Here is a 21155-nt window from a genome sequence, read left to right as displayed (position 1 = left end):
TGCCAATTATTGCTTAATTTCGCCAAAAATAAGATTATTACCATGAAGAAAATATCGCTATTGGTTCTTTTTATAACGCTACTGGGTTGTAAAAAAGAGTATTTATATGAAAACAAAATACAGGAAGATGTTTCGTTTTTGGCTGACGACAAATTGGAAGGGCGTGAAACAGGAACGGTAGGTGAGCAAAAAGCTGCCGAATATATAGCGAAACGGTTTGCTGAAATGGGAATTGAACCTAAAGGAACTGAAAAGTATTATCAAGCTTTTAGCTTTAAGCCCTCAAATGATCCTCATGGCGAAGTCGCCTTTACAAATATAGCTGAAGACGGCACAGTAACGGGAACAAATGTTATTGGATTTATTAATAATAATGCTCAAAACACTGTAGTTATTGGAGCACATTATGACCATTTGGGGTATGGCGGAGAAGGTTCTTTGTATAAAGGTGAAAAAGCTATCCACAATGGTGCTGACGATAATGCCAGTGGTGTGGCCGTTATGTTAGATTTGGCAGGAAAACTTAAGGGTGTAAATACAGAAAATAACTATGTATTTGTTGCTTTTTCTGGAGAAGAAATGGGCTTGTTAGGCTCAAACTATTTTGTTAAAAACCCAACAATTGATACTAAAGCGGTGAGCTATATGATAAACATGGATATGGTTGGACGCTTAAAGCAAGACAGCACATTGGCTGTTTATGGAACAGGAACATCACCTATATTTAAGCAGACATTAAGCTCTCACAATGATAGGTTTAAATTAATTGAAAAAGAATCTGGAATAGGCCCAAGCGATCATACATCATTTTATCTGGCAGATATACCGGTACTGCACTTTTTTACTGGTCAGCATGAAGACTACCATAAACCAGGTGATGACCTTGATAAGTTGAATTATAAAGGTATGGATATTATTTCTGGATATATTTTTGAAATTATATCCGATTTAAACAATAACGGCAAACTAGCTTTTAGAAAAACAAAAAATGAAAGTGAAGAAACACCTCGCTTTAAGGTTGGTCTAGGTGTGGTTCCAGATTATTTATACGATGGTACAGGAATGCGTATTGATGGTGTTAGTGAGGATAAACCAGCTCAAGCAGCAGGACTTTTAAAGGGAGATGTTGTTGTTCAACTTGGTGATAGCGCAATTGTAGATATGATGAGTTATATGCGTGCATTGTCGGTTTTTGAGCCTGGAGATTCTACAGTAGTTCGTGTTGAGCGTAAAAAAGACACTTTGGACTTTAATTTAATTTTTAAATAATTGGTAAAAATAGGCGACATAGAACTTCCTGATTTTCCATTGCTGTTAGCACCTATGGAAGACGTAAGCGATCCGCCTTTTCGCGCTTTGTGTAAAGAACAAGGTGCTGATGTCGTTTACACTGAATTTGTTTCTAGCGAAGGACTCATTCGTAATGCAGCAAAAAGCGTTATGAAGTTGGATATTTATGAGAAAGAAAGGCCTGTGGGCATTCAGATTTTTGGTGCAAACCTAGACAGTATGCTACAAACTATCGATATTGTAGAAAAGTCTAATCCCGATATTATTGATATCAACTTTGGTTGTCCTGTTAAAAAGGTAGTAAGCAAAGGTGCTGGAGCAGGTATTCTAAAAGACATTTGCTTAATGGAAAGCTTAACGGCCGAAATGGTTAAACGAACGAATTTACCAGTTACTGTTAAAACACGTTTGGGTTGGGATCACGATTCCATAAAAATTGTTGAGGTTGCCGAACGTTTACAAGACGTAGGCTGTAAAGCCATTTCTATTCATGGTCGCACACGTGCCCAAATGTATAAAGGGAGTGCAGACTGGAAACCCATAGCCGAAGTAAAAAACAATCCTAGAATGCATATTCCGGTTTTTGGGAATGGTGATGTGGATTCGCCAGAACGTGCTATGGAAATGCGCGACAGCTATGGATTAGACGGATGTATGATAGGCAGGGCAACAATTGGAAATCCGTGGTTTTTTAAGCAAGTGAAACATTATTTTAAAACCGGAGAGCATCTTGCACCAATTTCGTTAACAGAACGTGTTGATGCAGCTAGGCGTCATTTACAAATGGCAATAGATTGGAAAGGGGAGAAGTTAGGGGTTTTTGAAACGCGGCGTCATTATACCAATTATTTTAAAGGCATTCCAAATTTTAAGGAATATAGAATGCGTATGGTAACTAGTGATGATTCAAAAGATGTCTTTAAGGCTTTTGATGATGTTCTAGAAAAATTTTCCGATTACCAATTTGCCTAATTAGAAACTAGGTTTTTAGTAATTCTTGACGAAGCAATTTTTGAAGCGGCTATCCCTAAAACGCTTATAGTTATAAACACAATAATAATATTTTCCAGTTTAATAGAAACAGGATAGGGTAAAGATTGGGTAAGCATGATAAACCCAAAGGTTTTTTGTAACCAAACCAATAACAGTGCAATTAATAACCCAATAGATCCGCCAATCAAGGTCATTAAACTACCTTGAAGGAAGAAAATCTTTTTAATGTCCTTAATAGTTGCTCCCAGATTAAATAAAGTGTGTAGTGTTTTTTTCTTGTCTAGTATCATCATAATAATTGAACCCACAAGGTTAAAAAGCGCAATGATTAGAATTAGGGTGAATATTAAATAAACGGCTAAATTTTCAGTGTTTAGCATTTTATGAAGCGCATCATTAAGTTCTGATTTATTTTTTAAAACAACAGCATCGCCAAGAACATTTTGTATAGCTTCACGGGTTTGATTTTCATCGGCATCTGGAACCAGCTTGAATTCAATTGCTGAAATTTGATTACTATCATAGTTCACTAAATGTTGAGCCATTTCAATAGGTGCGTAAATATATTTGTCATTTAGAGTCTCGTTTACATCAAAAATGCCAACATTTACAGCATTCACAGAATTGAAGGCTTTTTTTATATCAGTAATCTGCCCCTTACCAGGTTTTGGGATGTATAAATCTACTGTTTTGCCATAATCTAAAACACCAACAGATAATCTATTGGCAATTCCCCAACCCGTAACAATTTGATTGGTCTGGGAGGATAACCAACTTCCAATAGGAACTACAGAATCTATTCGTGTAACTTTTTCGTAATTAGAATCAACACCTTTTATAAACGCATTAGGATAACTTTTACCATCAAAAGATATAAATACGCGCTCTTCCACAATTTTTGAAAACGAAACTATTTCGGGAATGTCATTTAAGCCTTTAATTTCAGTTTCAGAAAGACTAAATGATTTGCCGGCAGCAGATTCCGCCTTAAGATCTGGGTCAATTAAAGAGGTAAATTGTAATGTGAAATCTTTTAGCCCAGCAAATCCAGATAATACAACAAATAAAGATAACGCACCAATAATAACACTAAAAGCCGTTATAAGTGTAATAAAGTTTATAGCATTGTTACTGCTTTTTGAAAGCAAATAACGTTTGGCTATATATAAAGAGAAATTCAATTACGATTTTTTTCGTTTATCTAAAAGATCAGGATCATCAATTGGGTTGTCTGAACCTTTTAGGGATTGCTCTATTTTGTCAATGTATTCCAGTGAGTCGTCAACAAAAAACTCTAAATGAGGCATGCGTCTTAATTGATTTTTAGTGCGTTGAGCCAGTTCGTGTCTAATTAAAGGTGCATTAGAGCGAATACCAACAATAAGCTCTTGAGCCTTATTGTTAGGAAAAATGCTTAGATAAACTTTTGCTACAGATAAATCTACCGTAACTTTTACTTTAGAAACCGATATAAGAACACCATGCATACCGCCTTGCGTGGCAGCTTTTTGTAAAATATCTACAAGGTCGCGTTGTAAGACTGATGCTATTTTCTTTTGTCTTTGACTTTCTTCCATGATGCAAAAATAACGGATATTTAAAGATTATCTTACTTTTGCAATCAAAATTCGTAACTTACTTATCATGAATAAGATTGAGCATATTGGTATAGCGGTTAAAAGCTTGAAAGAATCTAATGATTTATTCAAGAAATTGTTTGGAGAGCCGCACTATAAAATAGAAGAAGTAGTAAGCGAAGGCGTAAACACGTCTTTTTTTAAGGTTGGTGAAAACAAAATTGAACTTTTAGAAGGCACTAATCCGGATAGTCCAATTTCTAAATTTATAGAAAAACGAGGAGAGGGCATTCATCATATAGCCTTTGATGTTAATGACATTGAGTTAGAAATTAAAAGATTGGAAAACGAAGGATTTATTGTACTTAACAAAACTCCGAAACAAGGAGCAGATAACAAGTTGGTTGCGTTTTTGCACCCAAAATCAACTAATGGTGTTTTAATTGAGTTATGCCAAGATATAAAGGAATAAAAATTCTTGTAGAGTTTTAAAATATGTAGTAATATTGCACACTCTTTAAGCAAGAGTGCATTAGTAATCAGCTAATAGGTCCTATAACTCAGTTGGTTAGAGTATCTGACTCATAATCAGAAAGTCCCTGGTTCGAGCCCAGGTGGGACCACTTTTAAAAGCCTTATAAACGTCAAGTTTGTGAGGCTTTTTATGTTTTTTGGGTATACCTTGACAATTTATTAATCCTTTTACAGTTTTATAAAGGTCATGATTACAATTATTTAAAACCTAAACGGGTAATAATATTTAAAAAAAATATATATTTGAAATCGAATAGTATTAATAGCGAATTTACTAACAAAGATGTATTTAATCGATGTTTTTTACACTTAAAAGGCATAAGATAATGTTTTTGTTTTGTTAAGTCGCTTTTTTTTATACATTTACCGACCAATGAAAATGCAAAACAAAAAAATATTTGCCTCAATCTTATTTTTGCTAATAAGCTTTGTTTGCGTTGCTCAAACTGGACCACCACCACCGCAACCACCACCACCACCAGGATTGCCTATTGATGGAGGCGTTATATTTACTTTAATTTTAGGATTGTTTTATGGTGCTTTTAGGTTCTTAAAAGCAAAATAAGTGCAATTTTATTTATTAAGCTCAAATAGCTTTTTTACATATTTACCCACAACATCAAATTCTAGATTTACAATACTGCCAATTTTTAAGTGTTTAAATGTAGTGTGCTCATAAGTATAAGGAACAATAGCAACACTAAATGTACTGGCTTTTGAATTTACAACAGTAAGACTTACTCCGTTAACGGTAATAGACCCTTTTTCTATAGTAATGTTGTGAAGGGTTTCATCGTAAGAAAACGTAAAAACCCAACTACCATTAGACGACTCAATTCCCTCGCAAATAGCAGTTTGGTCTACATGCCCTTGAACAATATGTCCATCTAACCTATCGCCTAATTTCATGGCGCGCTCTAAATTAATTGAGTCGCCAATAACAAGGCTATTTAAGTTTGTTTTGGCTAAAGTTTCTTCAATTGCCGTAACAGTATATAGTTTATCTTTAATAGAAACAACTGTTAAGCACACACCGTTATGGGCAACGCTTTGGTCAATTTTAAGTTCAGGAGTAATATCTGACTCAATAGTTAAGTGAACATTTGATTGGTCTTGAGCCAATTCTTTTACTTTTCCAATAGTTTCAATAATTCCTGTAAACATCTGTTAGGATTATTTAGTTAAATTTGCGAAACAAAATTACAAACTTAAGTTGCAATCTAAATGAAGAAAGACGAAAATGTTATTGTAGGAATATCAATAGGTGATTTAAATGGCATTGGTGGCGAGATAATTTTAAAAACTTTAGAAGATAATCGAACACAAGAGTTTTTCACGCCTGTTATATTTGCATCAGTAAAAACGATATCGTTTTTAAAAAACCATTTTAAGTTTGATGTGACCTTCAACGGCATCAATAAGTTAAGTGAAGTTATTCATGGCAAAATCAACGTATTTAATGTTTGGCAAGAACGTGTTGAAATTAATTTTGGCGAAGAGGATGTTAAAATAGGTGAGCTCGCCATTAAGTCTTTTAAAAGCGCAACCAAAGCTTTAAAGTCTAACGAGATTGACGTTTTGGTTACTGCTCCAATAAATAAGCACAACATACAATCTGAAAAATTTAAATTTCCAGGCCACACAGATTATTTAGCACAAGAACTGGAAGGGGATAGTTTAATGTTCATGATCTCTAACAACTTAAGAGTAGGTTTATTGACCGATCATGTACCTGTTAAAGACGTAGCTAACCATATTACCAAAGAACTAATTAATAAAAAAATCAATACAATTTATAATACGCTTCAAACTGATTTCAATGTTAGACGCCCCAAAATTGCAGTTTTGGGCATTAACCCTCATACTGGCGATAATGGTGTGATTGGTAAAGAAGATGATGAGGTGTTGAGACCAGCACTGCAAGCATTAGTCGATAACGGTAAATTGGTATATGGCCCTTATGCAGCAGACAGCTTTTTTGGTTCAGGTAATTATAAGAATTTTGATGCTATTATTGCGGCATATCATGACCAAGGATTAATTCCGTTTAAGACACTCTCTTTTGGTAAAGGGGTTAATTACACTGCTGGTTTATCAAAAATTCGCACATCTCCAGACCATGGTACAGCTTACGAAATAGCAGGAAAAGGCGAAGCGAACGAAAGTTCATTTAAAGAAGCAATCTATTTGGCTATTCAACTTTACAATAACCGGTTAGAAAACAAACAGTTGAGTAAAAATCCTTTAAAAGTAGGTCAGAAAAAGATATAAACAAAAAAATGTTTATAAGTAAGCAAAAGCTAAAGAATATTTTATATATTTGCAGGCTCAAAATAGATGGAGAATGAAGGAATTGAAAACATTTACAATACCTTTTGTAGGGCTAAAAGAAGGAAAACATCAATTTGAGTACAAAATAGACAAAACGTTCTTTGATTTTTTTGATTATCAAGATTTTAATGATGCTTCTGTTGAAGTACAATTAGAACTGAACAAAAAAACAACCTTATTAGAGTTGAACTTTGATATTGCTGGATATGTAAACGTGCACTGCGATTTAACCAATGAGCCTTACAATCAAGACGTTCAAAGTAATTTTGATTTAGTGGTTAAATTTGGTGAAGAATTTAACGATGAGGAAATAGACCTATTGGTTTTACCTCATGGGTCATATGAAGTTAACGTACAACAGTATATTTATGAACTTATTGTATTGGCCGTTCCAAGTAAAAGAATTCACCCAGGAGTAAAAGACGGCACATTAGGTTCAGAGATACTTGATAAATTGGAAGAATTAAGTCCAAAAACGGATAAAACAAAAGATTCGGATTCTGAAACGGATCCAAGATGGAATACATTAAAGAAACTATTAACGGATAAACAATAATAAAAATGGCACATCCTAAAAGAAAAATCTCAAAAACTAGAAGAGATAAAAGAAGAACACATTATAAAGCAACTGTTCCGCAGATTGCTACGTGTCCTACCACAGGAGAAGCGCACTTATACCACAGAGCGCATTGGCATGAAGGGAAACTTTATTATAGAGGTCAAGTATTAATTGATAACTCTGAAGAGGTTGAAAATTTAGCATAAGTATTATGCATGCATATAATAAAACGCTCATTTATGGGCGTTTTTTTTATGATAAATTTTTAAGTAACGCAAAAACCACTTAATTTGCATTAAATTAGACTAGAATCTAGCTGGTTTTGTTGTTTTTTATACAAAATCAGTGTTTTTTTACGATTTTAGTGAAATATTTATTTTAGTATGAGTAAAATCTCAGCAGCCATTACAGCAGTAGGTGGCTATGTACCAGAATACGTGTTAACCAACCAAATTTTGGAAACAATGGTTGATACAAATGACGAATGGATAACTACAAGAACTGGTATTAAAGAACGACGCATTTTAAAAGAAAATGGAAAAGGCACTTCATACTTAGCCATTAATGCGGCAAACGATCTTATAAACAAAACAGGTTTAGACCCAAAAGAAATAGATTTAGTAATTGTTGCAACAGCTTCTCCAGACATGAAAGCGGCATCAACAGCAGCTTATACTGCAACCCAAATTGGAGCAACAAACGCTTTTTCTTTTGATTTGGAAGCAGCTTGTTCAAGCTTTTTGTTCGGTATGTCAACAGCTTCAAGTTATATTGAATCTGGGAGATATAAGAAAATATTACTTATAGGTGCTGATAAAAACTCTTCATTTATAAATTACAAAGACAGAGCTACTTGTATAATTTTTGGAGATGGTGCCGGAGCTGTATTGTTTGAACCTAATGAAGAGGGTTTAGGCCTACAAGACGAATACTTACGTAGCGATGGAGCAGGAAGAGAGTTTTTACAAGCCACTTATGGCGGCTCGTCTTATCCTTCAACACCCGAAGCGGTTGCTGAAGGCAAGCATTTTGTTTTTCAAGACGGAAAGACGGTTTTTAAAAATGCGGTATTTAACATGGCAGATGTGGCCGATAAGATAATGACACGAAACAATCTATCCAAGGATGATGTGGCTTGGCTGGTTGCACATCAGGCCAATAAACGCATTATTGATGCTACAGCCAACAGAATGGGTTTAGATGAGAAAAAAGTAATGATGAATATTGAAAAATATGGCAATACAACATCTGCAACCTTACCTTTATTACTTAACGATTATGAATCACAGTTAAAAAAAGGCGATAATCTTATTTTTGCTGCTTTTGGTGGCGGATTTACTTGGGGTTCTATATATTTAAAATGGGCATATAATTCCTAACTAACAAACACTAACAATTTCTAAAAATTAAATTATTATGGATTTAAAAGATATTCAAAATTTAATAAAATTTGTTGCTAAATCTGGCGCAAGTGAAGTCAAGTTAGAAACTGACGATATTAAAATTACTATCAGAACAGGTAGTGATGAAAAAGAAACAACAACATTTGTTCAACAAGTTCCAGTAAACGCACCTGCACCGGTTGCACCAGCAGCACCTGCACCAGTTGCACCAGCAACTCCTGCAGCAGAGGCACCAGCGACTTCTGATGACTCAAAATATATTACGGTAAAATCGCCTATAATAGGTACGCTTTATCGTAAACCTTCTCCAGACAAACCGGTGTTTGTAGAAGTTGGCCAAACCGTTAAAGAAGGTGATGTCCTTTGTATTATTGAGGCCATGAAGTTATTCAACGAAATTGAGTCTGAAGTTTCAGGTAAGATTGTTAAAGTATTGGTAGACGATTCGTCTCCAGTAGAATTCGATCAGCCACTTTTCTTAATAGACCCATCATAACCATTTAAAGATTCCAATTCTTATCCTAAATTTTTGGGCCAAAAATCCTACTTACGGAATTTGGAACTTGGAATTTGAAATTTTTAATACAGTAAGTTATGTTTAAAAAAATATTAATAGCCAATAGAGGGGAAATAGCTTTAAGAGTTATTAGAACCTGTAAGGAAATGGGTATAAAAACCGTAGCGGTTTATTCAACAGCAGATGCTGAAAGTCTTCATGTAAAGTTCGCAGACGAAGCTGTTTGTATTGGTCCAGCACCAAGTAGTGAGTCATATTTAAAAATGTCGAATGTTATAGCTGCCGCAGAAATCACCAATGCTGATGCTATTCATCCTGGCTATGGGTTTTTATCAGAAAATGCCAAGTTTTCAAAAATCTGTGAAGAGCATGGCATAAAATTTATTGGAGCATCAGAAGAAATGATTGCTAAAATGGGAGACAAAGCTACAGCCAAAGCTACAATGAAAGCAGCAGGAGTGCCTTGTGTGCCTGGAAGTGATGGAATCATTGCTGATTTTGAAGAGTGTGAAAAATTAGCTGTCGAGGTAGGTTATCCAGTGATGCTAAAAGCTACTGCGGGAGGTGGAGGAAAAGGAATGCGCGCTGTTTGGAAACCAGAAAATTTAAAAGCCGCTTGGGATTCAGCCAGACAAGAATCTAAAGCCGCATTTGGGAATGATGATATGTATATGGAAAAACTTATTGAAGAGCCAAGACATATTGAAATTCAGATTGTAGGCGATTCAACCGGTAGAGCATGTCACTTATCAGAAAGAGATTGTTCGGTACAGCGTAGACACCAAAAATTAACCGAAGAGGTACCATCTCCATTTATGACAGATGAGCTTCGTGAAAAAATGGGTTTAGCAGCGGTAAAAGCTGCCGAATACATTAAATATGAAGGAGCTGGAACAGTAGAGTTTTTAGTAGATAAACACAGAAATTTCTACTTCATGGAAATGAATACGCGTATTCAGGTAGAACATCCAATTACAGAACAGGTAATAGATTTCGATTTAATTAGAGAGCAAATTTTAGTTGCAGCCGGTGTACCTATTTCAGGCAAAAACTATACGCCTAATTTACATTCCATTGAATGTAGAATTAATGCCGAAGATCCTTTTAATGATTTTAGACCGTCACCAGGACGTATTACAACCTTACATGCCCCAGGCGGACACGGTGTTCGTTTAGATACACATGTTTATGCAGGTTATATGATACCACCTAATTACGATTCTATGATTGCCAAGCTTATAACCACTGCTCAAACAAGAGAGGAAGCCATAAACAAGATGAAACGTGCTCTAGATGAGTTTGTAATAGAAGGTGTTAAAACTACTATTCCTTTTCATAGACAACTTATGGAAAACCCTGATTATTTGGCAGGCAATTATACCACAAAATTTATGGAAGATTTTGTGATTGAACAATCACAAGAAGAATAAAAAAAGCCCCTGATATCAGGGGCTTTTTTTATTTCAAATATCTCACAAATGTACCTGTAATTTGAGGACTCATCTTTGCTGAAGTTTATATAAACAGAGTGTTTATCTTTATTAAGCTTTTCATATTATAAAATATATAATTTGTTTTAGACCTTAATACTTGTTAATTAAAGCATCAAGCGTTATTTTTATAGCACATTATTAACAAACACCTTATTAGTTATGAAAAAGAAGTACATTAGAATTTTTTCAGCTATAACATTACTATTGGTTTTTACCACATTGAGTTTCTCTCAAAATAGAGGAAGTTTGTGGACAAAAACCACAAAAGAACGTTTTGTAAATGCTAAATTAGTTGAACGAAAAGCTATTCCGAAACAAGCCCAATTTTATGAATTAAATTTGGAGCAGTTAAAGCAAGAATTGATAAATGCACCAAATAGAGATATTTCAAATGGACCGTCAAGCTTAATTTTAGATTTCCCTGATTCAGATGGAAAGCTAGAATCGTTTAGAATTAAAGAAGCTTCAATATTGGCTCCAGAACTACAACGACAAGTACCAAATATTAGATCTTACGTAGGAGTAAGTGTTGACAACGCTTCTACAGTTATCCGTTTTAGTGTAACACCTCAAGGCTTGCATACTATGACGCTTTCTTCAGAAAAAGGCACGCAATATATCGATCCTTATGTAAAAAACACTAATGTGTATGCTGTTTATTCACGTAAAGACTTGCCTATTGAAAGTAAAAGCTTTGAATGTCAGTTTGAAGAAGAAGGGTTACAAATTGATATTCCAAACGTTAGTGAATCTGAATTCAGAAATGCCAATGATGGGAAGATGAGAAATTTCAGATTGGCTCTAGCTTGCACTGTAGAATATGCTGAGTTTCATTGGACAGCAGCAGGTTTAACAATAGCAACGCCTATTGCAGAACGTAAGGATGCTGTATTGGCGGCTATGGTAGTTACCATGACTCGAGTTAATGCCTTATACGAAAGAGAGTTGTCATTAAACATGACTATAATACCTAACAACTTGGATATTATATATATAACAACTGATCCTTATACAAATGATAATGGCGGTATGATGCTTGGCCAAAACCAAACCAATTTAGATAGTGTAATTGGATCTGCCAACTACGATATTGGCCACGTGTTTAGTACTGGTGGTGGAGGTGTAGCTACCTTAAACTCTCCTTGTTTGGCTGGATCTAAAGCTAGAGGAGTAACAGGATTACCGGCTCCTGTAGGAGATATTTTTGATTATGAATATGTAGCTCATGAAATGGGTCACCAATACGGTTCACCTCACACTTGGAATTCTGACGTTAATAATGGATCCTGTCCTTTAAGTCAAAGATCTTCAGCAGATGCTTATGAGCCTGGAAGTGGTTCTACTATTATGGGTTATGCAGGATTATGTGGAGATCAGAATGTTCAAACATTTACAGATATTTATTTTCACCAAAGAAGTATACAGCGAATTTGGTTTAACCTTATAAGCGGAAATAGTCAATGTGGAGATGAGACAGATACAGGTAATTCTGCTCCAACTGCCGACGCAGGAGCCGATTATGTTATTCCAAGGTTGACACCATATAAATTAACAGGTTCAGCGACTGATTCTGACGGAACAGGAACACTAACTTATACGTGGGAGCAATTTGACCTAGGTCCTGCAGGTGTGCCAACAGAATCTACATCATCAGGCCCACTTGTTCGTTCATTTGAAGGCACATCAAATCCAACAAGATATGTACCTAACCTTCCAGATTTGATGGATAGTAATGGCTCAACAGATTGGGAAAAATTACCAGGAACAGCAAGGAGCATGAATTTTCAGTTAACAGTTCGAGATAATGATGCTCGAGGAGGACAATCAGATTCTGACGCTATGGTGATAGATGTTGCATCAGCAGCAGGACCGTTTATGGTTACTTCTCAAGCCGTGGCGAATTCAATTGTATGGACTCCAGGTGAAACTGAAACCATAACTTGGGATGTGGCAGGAACAACAGGTTTGGGTATTAATACCGCTAATGTTAATATTTTATTATCTACAGACGAAGGACAAACCTTTGATACTGTATTAGCATCTAATGTACCTAATGATGGTAGTCATGATATTACCGTACCTAATGTAACAGCTCCATATTGTAGAGTAATGGTAGAGGCTGTTGGCAACATTTTCTTTTCAGTAAACGAACAATTCTTTGCTGTTGGAAACTATACTTATGGACCAATAGATCAGTGTACTGACTATACATTTAATGCTGGAATTACCATTCCAGAAAGTGATACCCAATATTCTGGATGGTTATTGACTATTAATGATTCTTTTACAATTACAGATTTAAACGTTAATGTAGATATTACACACAATGATAATGCGGATTTATTTTATGGAATTAGAGCACCTTTTCAAGCAACAGGTGTAGAACGTTTGGCTTCTGGAATATGCTCAGGAACAGCTGACGTTAATTTAACTTTTGACGATGAAGGAAATGCTGTAGATTGTGGTAATACAACGAGTGGTGCTGATACATTGCCTCAAGACCCTTTAAGTTTTGCAGATGGTCAAAACTCTGATGGGCAATGGATATTTTTTGCAACAGACATTAATGTAGGTGATGGTAATGAAGCAACATGGAATAGTGTTACTATTACATTGTGTGAAAGTGGAACAGGGCCAATCTTAAGTGTAGACGATATTAGTTTAGAAGATACGTTCTCTGTTTACCCTAATCCAAACAATGGCCAATTTACAATTAAACTAAAATCTAATTCAGGAAAAGATATTAATGTTGAGGTTTTTGATATCAGAGGACGTTCTATACTGAACCAGTCGTATAGAAACACAGGTGATTTTAATCAAACTATAAGTTTAGATAATGCGCAATCAGGAATGTATTTGTTAAACATAAATGATGGCGATAAAAAAGTAACCAAGAAAATTATAGTAAACTAATTATTCTATTTAATCTTTATCAAAAGCTCCTAACTTCTAGGAGCTTTTTTTATTACATTTAAAGAGTTAATAAATACATGAATGTGGCTTTATCCTATTGGGAAATAAAATCGTGGCTTAACAATGTTGATTATACTATAGTTGGAAGTGGAATAGTAGGCTTAAACTGTGCACTTCAATTAAAAAACAACAATCCAAAAGCAAATATAGTTGTGTTAGAACGCGGCATATTGCCCCAAGGCGCTAGTACTAAAAATGCAGGATTTGCCTGTTTTGGTAGTGTGAGCGAAATACTTGAAGATCTTAAATCACATACTGAAGATGAAGTTTTTAATCTTGTAAAAAAACGAAAAGAAGGGCTTGATTTGTTACGACAAAATTTATCGGATACCAATATTGATTACAAACAGTTTGGAGGGTATGAATTGTTCAATAATAATGATCAAGAGCTCTATGAAATTTGCCTATCAAAGAAGGATTACGTCAATAGTTTGTTAGAACCAATTTTTCAAGAGCCTGTTTATAGTTTACAGTCTAATCATTTTAAGTTTGAAAACATTAAATCGAATTATATGTATAATCAGTTTGAAGGTCAAATTGATACTGGAAAGATGATGAAGAACCTACTCTTTAAAGTACAGTTAAACGGGATTAAAATTTTAAATAATATTTCAGTCGAAAATTATTTGGAGTCAAATACCCAAGTTGAGATTCAAACGAATCACTTTACTTTTAAAACGAAAAAGTTGTGTATTGCAACCAATGGATTTGCAAAACAATTTTTAGATGAAGTAGTTAAGCCAGCTAGGGCACAAGTTTTAATTACCAAACCTATAAAAGACCTTCATATAAAAGGAACGTTTCATTTAGATAAGGGCTATTATTATTTTAGAAATATTGATAATAGAATATTGTTGGGTGGCGGCAGAAATTTAGATTTTAAAGGTGAGGAAACCACTGTAATGGCAGAAACTGACTTAATTCAAAACAAACTAGAAGAACTTTTAAAAACAACTATTTTACCAAGCCAATCTTTTGAAGTTGAACACAGATGGAGTGGTATTATGGGAGTTGGTAATCAGAAAAAACCGATTGTCAAGCAAATAAGCAACCACGTTTATTGCGGTGTTAGGCTAGGAGGTATGGGAGTAGCTATTGGAAGTTCTGTAGGGATTGATTTAGCAAATTTAATGGGTTGAACATGAGAAGAATAGTTAGACTTATATGGAGGTTTTTTTTGGGATTAATTCTGTTCTCTCTATTTCTTGTTTTTCTATATAAATGGGTTCCAGTAAAAATAACACCTTTAATGGTTATTAGAAGTTTTGAGAACTATCAGAAAGGGAGTAAAATAAACATTTATCATGATTGGGAGTCATTAGAGAACATATCTAAAAACTTACAATTAGCTGTTGTTTGTAGTGAAGATCAAAATTTTTTGACACATAATGGATTTGATTTAAAAGCAATTGAAAAAGCCTTTGAAAACAACAAGAAAGGCAGACGGATAAAAGGAGGAAGCACTATTAGCCAACAAACAGCCAAAAACGTCTTCTTATGGCCAGAACGTTCTTGGTTAAGAAAAGGACTTGAGGTTTACTTTACATTTTTAATTGAACATATTTGGGGTAAAGAACGTATTATGGAAGTGTATTTAAACAGTATTGAAATGGGCAAAGATGTTTATGGAGCAGAAGCCGCATCACAATATTGGTTTAAAAAATCAGCTTCTATATTATCGGCTTCAGAGGCCGCGGCAATAGCTTCTATATTACCTAACCCAAGAAAATATAAGGCAAGACCCGCTTCTAGTTATATTCAAGGACGTGTGAATTGGATTGTTAGGCAAATGGGTTATTTTGGAAAGCTAAATTACGATATAAACCATGTCAAGTAGTTTAAAAATCAAACCAGAATTACTTGAACAATGCCATGCGTTTTGTCAAGCCAACTTAAAAACCATTCAATTTCAAATTCAAGAAATAAATAAGGCTTTAACAAGTGAAACAAAAAGTAGTGCTGGAGACAAACATGAAACAGGACGGGCTATGCTACATTTGGAACGTGAAAAGTTGGGAAACCAATTAGCAGAACACAAAAAACTCCAAGAAATTCTTTCGAGAATACAGGTTAACAGAATCTCCGATGTTGTTGGTTTAGGGAGTGTTGTTTATACTACTCAAGCCAATTATTTTGTAGCTATAAGCGCTGGTGAACTAGAGGTGGGTGGTACTATTTATTTTGGAATTTCCACTCAAACACCAATAGGAAAATTATTGCTAGGTAAAACGGTTAATCATGAAGTTGTATTTAGGGATCAAAAATTTTCTATCAAAAGGGTTATCTAGTAATATCAATAAAAACACGAGCGCTCTTATTCAAGGCATTATTATGCTGAAAATAGATTGCTTTTTCTTTGTATTCAGCTTCAATTAAATAGTAATTTCCTTTAAAATAACTGTTGGTTACCACTACTGAAATATCAGAAACATCAACTATTTTTAATTGATGGGCATAAACAATTCCATAAGGATCAATGGTACTGAATTCTCCAAAAAAAGCAGCTATTAAGGGTTGTCCCGGCATTCTATAAAGAGTTTCAGGTGTTTCATTCGCTAGAATTTTAGAATCATTTAATACTATTATGTTGTCTGAATATCCTAAAACATCTTCTTTATCGTGAGTAGCCACTAAACACGTAATTTTTTTTTGTTTTAAATATTTAAAGAGGCGTCGTCTTAAATGGTGTTTTTTAAAATTATCAATATGACTAAAAGGCTCATCCAACAAGATTAATTCAGGATCTCTTGCTAGAGCCCTAGCCAGAGCCACACGCTGCTTTTGGCCACCACTTAAAAATTTCACTTTGGTTTTTGCAAAATCCGTTAATTCTACCACATCAAGAAGTTCTAATATTCGCTCTTCTTTTTCTTCTGGAAAGAAATTAGACAAAAATTGGCCAACGTTTTCGGTAACACTTGTAAAAGGCATTAAATCGAATTCTTGGGCCACATATTTAATAAAATCATAACCAATTACAAGATTATATTTTGGGCCCAATATTTCAGTTTTGTTCCAAAAAATTTGACCGTTATTTAAATCATACTCACCATATATAAGTTTTAACAAGGTGCTTTTTCCAGAGCCACTTTCTCCAATAATGGAAACGTGCTCGCCTTTTTCTATTGAAAAATTAAGGTTTTTTAAAACAAGCTTATTGGTATAAGCAAATGTTAAATTTTTTACTTGAAGCATTATACAAAAATAGGGCAAAAAAAATTCGCTCAATATTGGAGCGAATTTTTTCTTTATAAAAACTGTTATTTATTCTTTAATGAGTTTTCTTGTAATTGTTTTTCCTTGATTCTCTAATCGCAATATATAGATTCCTGTTTGAAGATTAGATACATTTAAAGCGTTTTCTTCTAGCTTTTTATTTAATACTTTTCTACCATTAATATCAAAAATTGTAGCGATACGGTTGGTGAGATTAACAGGTGTTTCAAAATGAATAACATCTCCTACTGGATTTGGATGGATAACCAGGTTAACCAAAGCTTCATCCTCAACCGATAATGATTGCCCTTCAATAATAACAAGGTGTTCGTTTATATTAGGGTTTGGTATGTTATCCACAATACCAGATGGCCAGTAGACAACAATGTTATCAATGGTAGTTTCAGTACCTAGCCCAAAATGTGTGTTTAATGTGCTCATGTAACGAAACCCTTCACCACTTCTAACGTCTCTGATTTGAATGCCGGAAGGGGTGTGAAGTTCCACTCGAGCCCCAATTCCGTTAATGTTACTATCGGTACCCACTGTATTTATTGCAATCCAATTGTTGGCATTGCCATCATTATAGTAAATAGTGTCGCTATTAAAGCCATCAATGAATCCATCATTGTTTAGGTCACCAAAAGATCCGACAGAAATTTGATTTGTAAAGACAGAGAAGGTCATATCACCGTTTCCAAACAATATATTTCCATTGGATGCGATATCTAAATTGCCGTCATTATCAAAATCATATGTAGCATTTTCTATTCCAGTGGCTGTTAATGCTGCAACACCAGAGGACGCAGTTACATCTACATAATTGCCACTATCATTGCGCATTAATTTATGCGTACCGGAACTAGCTCCAACAAACACATCCATATCACCATCATTATCAAAATCGCCCCAAGCAGAAGACCATGTTTGCATTGGATCGTCAAGCCCAATAAGACTGGCAATTTCTGTGTAAGTACCGTCACCGTTATTAATATGCATTTGGTTCATGCGCCTAGCTTCTTCACCGCCACATTTTGCTATAAACATATCTAGATTGCGATCGTTATTAAAATCTATCCATATTGAACCATAATTACCTCCAGATGAATAATCTCCTAAGCCGCCCTGATTAAATGTTAAATTGCCGTTACCATCATTAATGTAATACACATTTGGTGCCACATCATGACAAACAAATGCATCTAAATGGCCATCATTATTAATGTCAGCAAAATTAGACCGTTGGGAAAAAACATATTCGCTTCCAGAAACTTCGGTAAATGTTCCATCTCCATTCGAGCGCATAAAAGTTACTCCAGACCCACTACCATATAATAAATCTGTAAATCCATCGGCATTGTAATCGGCAGCAGCTAAACTCCAAGAGGGTGAATAATCTGCAGTAGTGGTACCAACATTTACTTCTTGAAAACCACCTCCGGATTGTTGCTCTTGAATATTGATGTTAGTACTGGATATAGAAACTATGTCATCTAAATAATCACCATTCATATCTACTACGGCTCTATTCGTGCCTGTTGTAGATATATTTTGTGTTGTAAATTCTACTGGAGCGGTTGGAGGTGGAGGCGGAGGGTCTCCTTCTATTAACTCGAAATCAAATCCACCATCATTCCACCTATCGTCAAAAACAATATAATATGTTTGACCACCCGTAACATCAAGTGAGGCGATAGATAAATAACCATTTCCAATAAAACCACCATCATCGTCACCTCCTTCGCAAACTAGAGCACCACAAGTTCCACTGTAAATGTGAACTCGAGTATCACCTCCTGAATTTTGAGGAAGATCTGTGGTTATTGTCATATAAGTGTCTTCTGCAGGAATGTATCTGTACCATTCGCCCACAGTAACATTAGTAGCATTACCAACACAATACGTTGGAGGAGTTTCACTACCATTAATTATATCTACTGTAAACAAGCCAGGTGCGGTAATTGCTTCTTCTTCATCAGCTAATTGGCATGTGTCCGAACTATTTTGAGCCGAAAAAAATGTAGTAGAAAAAAGAAATAAAATGAGTAAAGTTTTTTTCATAATTGTTTAAAATTAATCAGGGGTTCATTTATTAAGTTTCCTAAAATAGTGATTTTTAACAAAATACTTGCTAAAAGTTTATTGTAAATAATAAAAAAGCCCCTAAATCATGAAAATTTAGAGGCTCATTAGAAGTTTAGATTATAATTATTTTTTTAAAAATTTTCGATTTAAAACCTTTCCATTCGATTCTATTCTTAAAAAGTAAAGACCACTTTGTAAGCTAGAAACATCAACAGTTTGGTTTGTCAATCTTTTATTCAGAACGCGCTTTCCGTTAATGTCAAAAACGGTTGCAATTTTATCTGAAATATCATTTGTAGATTTAATATTTAAAGTATTGCCAGCTGGGTTTGGATAAATTATTAAATCTGAAATAGTACTGTCTGGAGTACTTAAAGTATTTTCTCCTTCAATAATTGTTATAGGTTGATTAATTGCTGGGGCTAATATCTCATCAATTACTCCAGATGGCCAGCGTACAATTATTTTTGTAATGGAGTTGTCTTCACCAATACCAATATGAGTATTTATAGTACTCATAAAAGCAAAACCTTCACCACTTCTAACATCTCGTATTTGCACTCCAGAAGCTGTATGTACCTCTACCCTTGCACCAATACCATTAATATTACTTACAGTTCCTTTTGTATGAATTTTTATCCAATTATTGGCGACAGTATCATTAAAGTAAATAGTACCAGTGCTGCCTTGAGTTACTGCATCTATGAAACCATCGTTATTTAAGTCTCCAAATGATCCGTTTACATAAGGGAAAATATTTTCGTAAGAGGTAAAAGTTAGATCGCCGTTTCCAAATAGAATATTTCCATTGGAAACAATATCTAAATTACCATCATTGTCAAAATCAAATGCTAGGTTTTCATGCCCTGTAGTACTTAAATCCAACACATTTGAGCTTGCTGTAACATCAATAAAATTACCTGTTGTATTCACATCGTTTCTCATTAATTTGTGAGTTCCAGAACTAGCCCCAACAAATAAATCCATGTCGCCGTCGTTATCAAAATCACCCCAAGCAGACGACCAAGTTTGCATTGGGTCATCCAGCCCAAGTGAAGCAGCAACTTCGGTAAATGTATTATCACCATTATTGCGAAACATTTGATTTTTACGTCTAGCTTCTTCACCACCGCATTTGGCAATGAACATATCTAAATCGCCATCATTATCATAATCTATCCAAATAGATCCATAATCGCCTCCAGAAGGATAAGACCCTAAACTGTAAGGCGCACCGGGTTCATCAGATTGATAAAAAGTTAAATTACCAGAACCATCATTAATATAATAAACATTAGGCGCAACATCATGACAAACAAAGGCATCTAGATGCCCATCATTATTTATATCAGCAAAATTAGAACGTTGCGAAAACACATAATCACTTCCTGATACCTCTGTAAAAGTGCCATTACCATTAGATCGCATAAAAGTAACACCAGAACCACTACCATATAACAAATCAGTAAAGCCATCTGCATTATAGTCTGCTGCAGCCATACTCCATGAAGGCGAATAATCAGGAGAGGGTGTAGTAATATTAGTAGAAGTAAATCCACCACCCGAGTTTTGATATTGTACATTAATAGTTGTCGAACTGCTTGTTCTTACAGTTACTATATCATCTAAATAATCACCATTCATATCTACTACAGCCCAATTTATTGAAGGGGACCCTAGAGAATTAAATGATTGAGTTGAAAAGGTTACTGGTGCGGGAGGCGGAGGTGTAATATCTTTTAATTCTAAACAAAAAGCAACATCCGATAAACCGGTTCCTTGATAATCATAAATTTGAATGAGCAAATTATCTCCCAAATCCCAACCCATTAATGTTTCGTTAGCGAATGTAGAAGCACAAGTAATTTGTGTAGTTCCTGTTGCGTCCCATATAGCAATCCCGGGATTTCCTGGGCTTTGAGAATCAAATTCTAATGCTAAAGTTGTGGCCGTCCATGTAAAGAACTGGTCTAAACCAGAGGCATTACAGGTACTTTGTAGACCGCTATCAGTAGTACCATCTGTAGAGAATGGCAATGAGAATTGCGCAGTTGCACACCCCGTACCTTCTGGGGAAGGTGTTATAGGTATAGCACCTCCAGAATTGTCATTACTTGGCTGAGCAAAAAGCGACATGCACGTAATAAAGCATGTAATAAATAAAATGTGTTTTTTTGATTTCAT

Annotated in this window: 20 protein-coding genes and 1 tRNA gene; 15 read left to right on the top strand and 6 right to left on the bottom strand. The window is 34.9% G+C overall.

The window, feature by feature from the left end:
* Nucleotides 1-42 precede the first annotated feature (42 nt).
* Together MTX13_RS06270 and dusB are read left to right on the top strand one after the other, a co-directional pair.
* Nucleotides 43-1269: a M28 family peptidase gene (locus MTX13_RS06270; protein ID WP_250433556.1), complete on the top strand. Its 1227-nt coding sequence runs from the start codon at nt 43-45 to the stop codon at nt 1267-1269.
* Nucleotides 1270-2262 carry a tRNA dihydrouridine synthase DusB gene (gene dusB, locus MTX13_RS06265; RefSeq protein ID WP_250433555.1) on the top strand — a complete coding sequence of 331 codons (993 nt, stop codon included), beginning with the start codon at nt 1270-1272 and terminating at the stop codon, nt 2260-2262. It begins immediately after the preceding gene.
* Here dusB and MTX13_RS06260 read toward each other — a convergent pair.
* Together MTX13_RS06260 and rbfA are read right to left on the bottom strand one after the other, a co-directional pair.
* On the bottom strand, nt 2259-3464 hold the full coding sequence (locus MTX13_RS06260; RefSeq protein WP_250433554.1) for an ABC transporter permease: 1206 nt from the start codon (nt 3462-3464) through the stop codon (nt 2259-2261). The two genes, dusB and MTX13_RS06260, sit on opposite strands and share 4 nt — an antisense overlap.
* Nucleotides 3465-3860 carry a 30S ribosome-binding factor RbfA gene (gene rbfA / locus MTX13_RS06255; RefSeq protein WP_250433553.1) on the bottom strand — a complete coding sequence of 132 codons (396 nt, stop codon included), beginning with the start codon at nt 3858-3860 and terminating at the stop codon, nt 3465-3467.
* A gap of 67 nt (nt 3861-3927) precedes the next feature.
* On the opposite strand from rbfA, the gene mce reads away from it, so the two are divergent.
* From mce to MTX13_RS06240, 3 genes are all read left to right on the top strand, one after another.
* Entirely contained in the window at nt 3928-4332 is a 405-nt protein-coding gene (mce, locus tag MTX13_RS06250) for a methylmalonyl-CoA epimerase (RefSeq protein ID WP_250433552.1), read from the top strand.
* Between the two features lie 77 nt (nt 4333-4409).
* A tRNA-Ile gene (locus MTX13_RS06245) sits at nt 4410-4483 on the top strand.
* A gap of 290 nt (nt 4484-4773) precedes the next feature.
* Nucleotides 4774-4959, top strand: a complete 186-nt coding sequence (locus tag MTX13_RS06240) for a hypothetical protein (RefSeq protein ID WP_250433551.1) — start codon at nt 4774-4776, stop codon at nt 4957-4959.
* A gap of 8 nt (nt 4960-4967) precedes the next feature.
* Here the strand turns inward: MTX13_RS06240 and MTX13_RS06235 are convergent, their stop codons facing one another.
* A complete protein-coding gene (locus MTX13_RS06235; protein ID WP_250433550.1) occupies nt 4968-5558 on the bottom strand; it encodes a riboflavin synthase in 591 nt (196 codons plus the stop codon).
* Between the two features lie 60 nt (nt 5559-5618).
* Here MTX13_RS06235 and pdxA point away from each other — a divergent pair, with 60 nt between their 5' ends.
* From pdxA to MTX13_RS06185, 10 genes are all read left to right on the top strand, one after another.
* Entirely contained in the window at nt 5619-6665 is a 1047-nt protein-coding gene (gene pdxA / locus MTX13_RS06230) for a 4-hydroxythreonine-4-phosphate dehydrogenase PdxA (RefSeq protein ID WP_250433549.1), read from the top strand.
* Nucleotides 6666-6738: 73 nt separating this feature from the next.
* Nucleotides 6739-7281 (top strand): YceD family protein, encoded by a 543-nt coding sequence (locus tag MTX13_RS06225; protein WP_250433547.1) that lies wholly within the window; start codon nt 6739-6741, stop codon nt 7279-7281.
* Nucleotides 7282-7286: 5 nt separating this feature from the next.
* On the top strand, nt 7287-7490 hold the full coding sequence (gene rpmF / locus MTX13_RS06220; protein WP_250433545.1) for a 50S ribosomal protein L32: 204 nt from the start codon (nt 7287-7289) through the stop codon (nt 7488-7490).
* Nucleotides 7491-7667: 177 nt separating this feature from the next.
* A complete protein-coding gene (locus MTX13_RS06215) occupies nt 7668-8663 on the top strand; it encodes a beta-ketoacyl-ACP synthase III (protein WP_250433543.1) in 996 nt (331 codons plus the stop codon).
* Between the two features lie 37 nt (nt 8664-8700).
* Nucleotides 8701-9183: an acetyl-CoA carboxylase biotin carboxyl carrier protein gene (gene accB / locus MTX13_RS06210; RefSeq protein WP_250433540.1), complete on the top strand. Its 483-nt coding sequence runs from the start codon at nt 8701-8703 to the stop codon at nt 9181-9183.
* A 98-nt stretch (nt 9184-9281) separates the two neighbouring features.
* Nucleotides 9282-10634 carry an acetyl-CoA carboxylase biotin carboxylase subunit gene (gene accC / locus MTX13_RS06205; protein WP_250433539.1) on the top strand — a complete coding sequence of 451 codons (1353 nt, stop codon included), beginning with the start codon at nt 9282-9284 and terminating at the stop codon, nt 10632-10634.
* A 222-nt stretch (nt 10635-10856) separates the two neighbouring features.
* Nucleotides 10857-13610, top strand: coding sequence for a zinc-dependent metalloprotease (locus MTX13_RS06200; protein WP_250433538.1), 2754 nt, complete (start codon nt 10857-10859; stop codon nt 13608-13610).
* A gap of 83 nt (nt 13611-13693) precedes the next feature.
* The gene (locus MTX13_RS06195; RefSeq protein ID WP_250433874.1) at nt 13694-14809 is read left to right on the top strand and encodes an NAD(P)/FAD-dependent oxidoreductase; all 1116 of its coding nucleotides are present in this window, start codon (nt 13694-13696) and stop codon (nt 14807-14809) included.
* A 2-nt stretch (nt 14810-14811) separates the two neighbouring features.
* Nucleotides 14812-15507: a monofunctional biosynthetic peptidoglycan transglycosylase gene (gene mtgA, locus MTX13_RS06190; protein WP_250433536.1), complete on the top strand. Its 696-nt coding sequence runs from the start codon at nt 14812-14814 to the stop codon at nt 15505-15507.
* The gene (locus MTX13_RS06185) at nt 15497-15958 is read left to right on the top strand and encodes a GreA/GreB family elongation factor (protein ID WP_250433534.1); all 462 of its coding nucleotides are present in this window, start codon (nt 15497-15499) and stop codon (nt 15956-15958) included. The genes mtgA and MTX13_RS06185 overlap by 11 nt, the downstream gene beginning before the upstream one ends.
* Here MTX13_RS06185 and MTX13_RS06180 read toward each other — a convergent pair.
* From MTX13_RS06180 to MTX13_RS06170, 3 genes are all read right to left on the bottom strand, one after another.
* Nucleotides 15951-16865 (bottom strand): ABC transporter ATP-binding protein, encoded by a 915-nt coding sequence (locus MTX13_RS06180; RefSeq protein ID WP_250433532.1) that lies wholly within the window; start codon nt 16863-16865, stop codon nt 15951-15953. The genes MTX13_RS06185 and MTX13_RS06180 overlap by 8 nt on opposite strands.
* Before the next feature lie 69 nt (nt 16866-16934).
* Nucleotides 16935-18947 carry an FG-GAP-like repeat-containing protein gene (locus MTX13_RS06175; RefSeq protein WP_250433530.1) on the bottom strand — a complete coding sequence of 671 codons (2013 nt, stop codon included), beginning with the start codon at nt 18945-18947 and terminating at the stop codon, nt 16935-16937.
* 147 nt (nt 18948-19094) lie between these two features.
* Nucleotides 19095-21155 carry an FG-GAP-like repeat-containing protein gene (locus MTX13_RS06170; protein ID WP_250433529.1) on the bottom strand — a complete coding sequence of 687 codons (2061 nt, stop codon included), beginning with the start codon at nt 21153-21155 and terminating at the stop codon, nt 19095-19097.

It is taken from the genome of Hanstruepera flava, assembly GCF_023634025.1.
Taxonomy (GTDB): Bacteria; Bacteroidota; Bacteroidia; order Flavobacteriales; family Flavobacteriaceae; genus Hanstruepera; species Hanstruepera flava.
The sequence above is the reverse complement of the archived record's forward strand: the minus strand, read 5'-3'. Positions and strand labels throughout refer to the sequence as shown.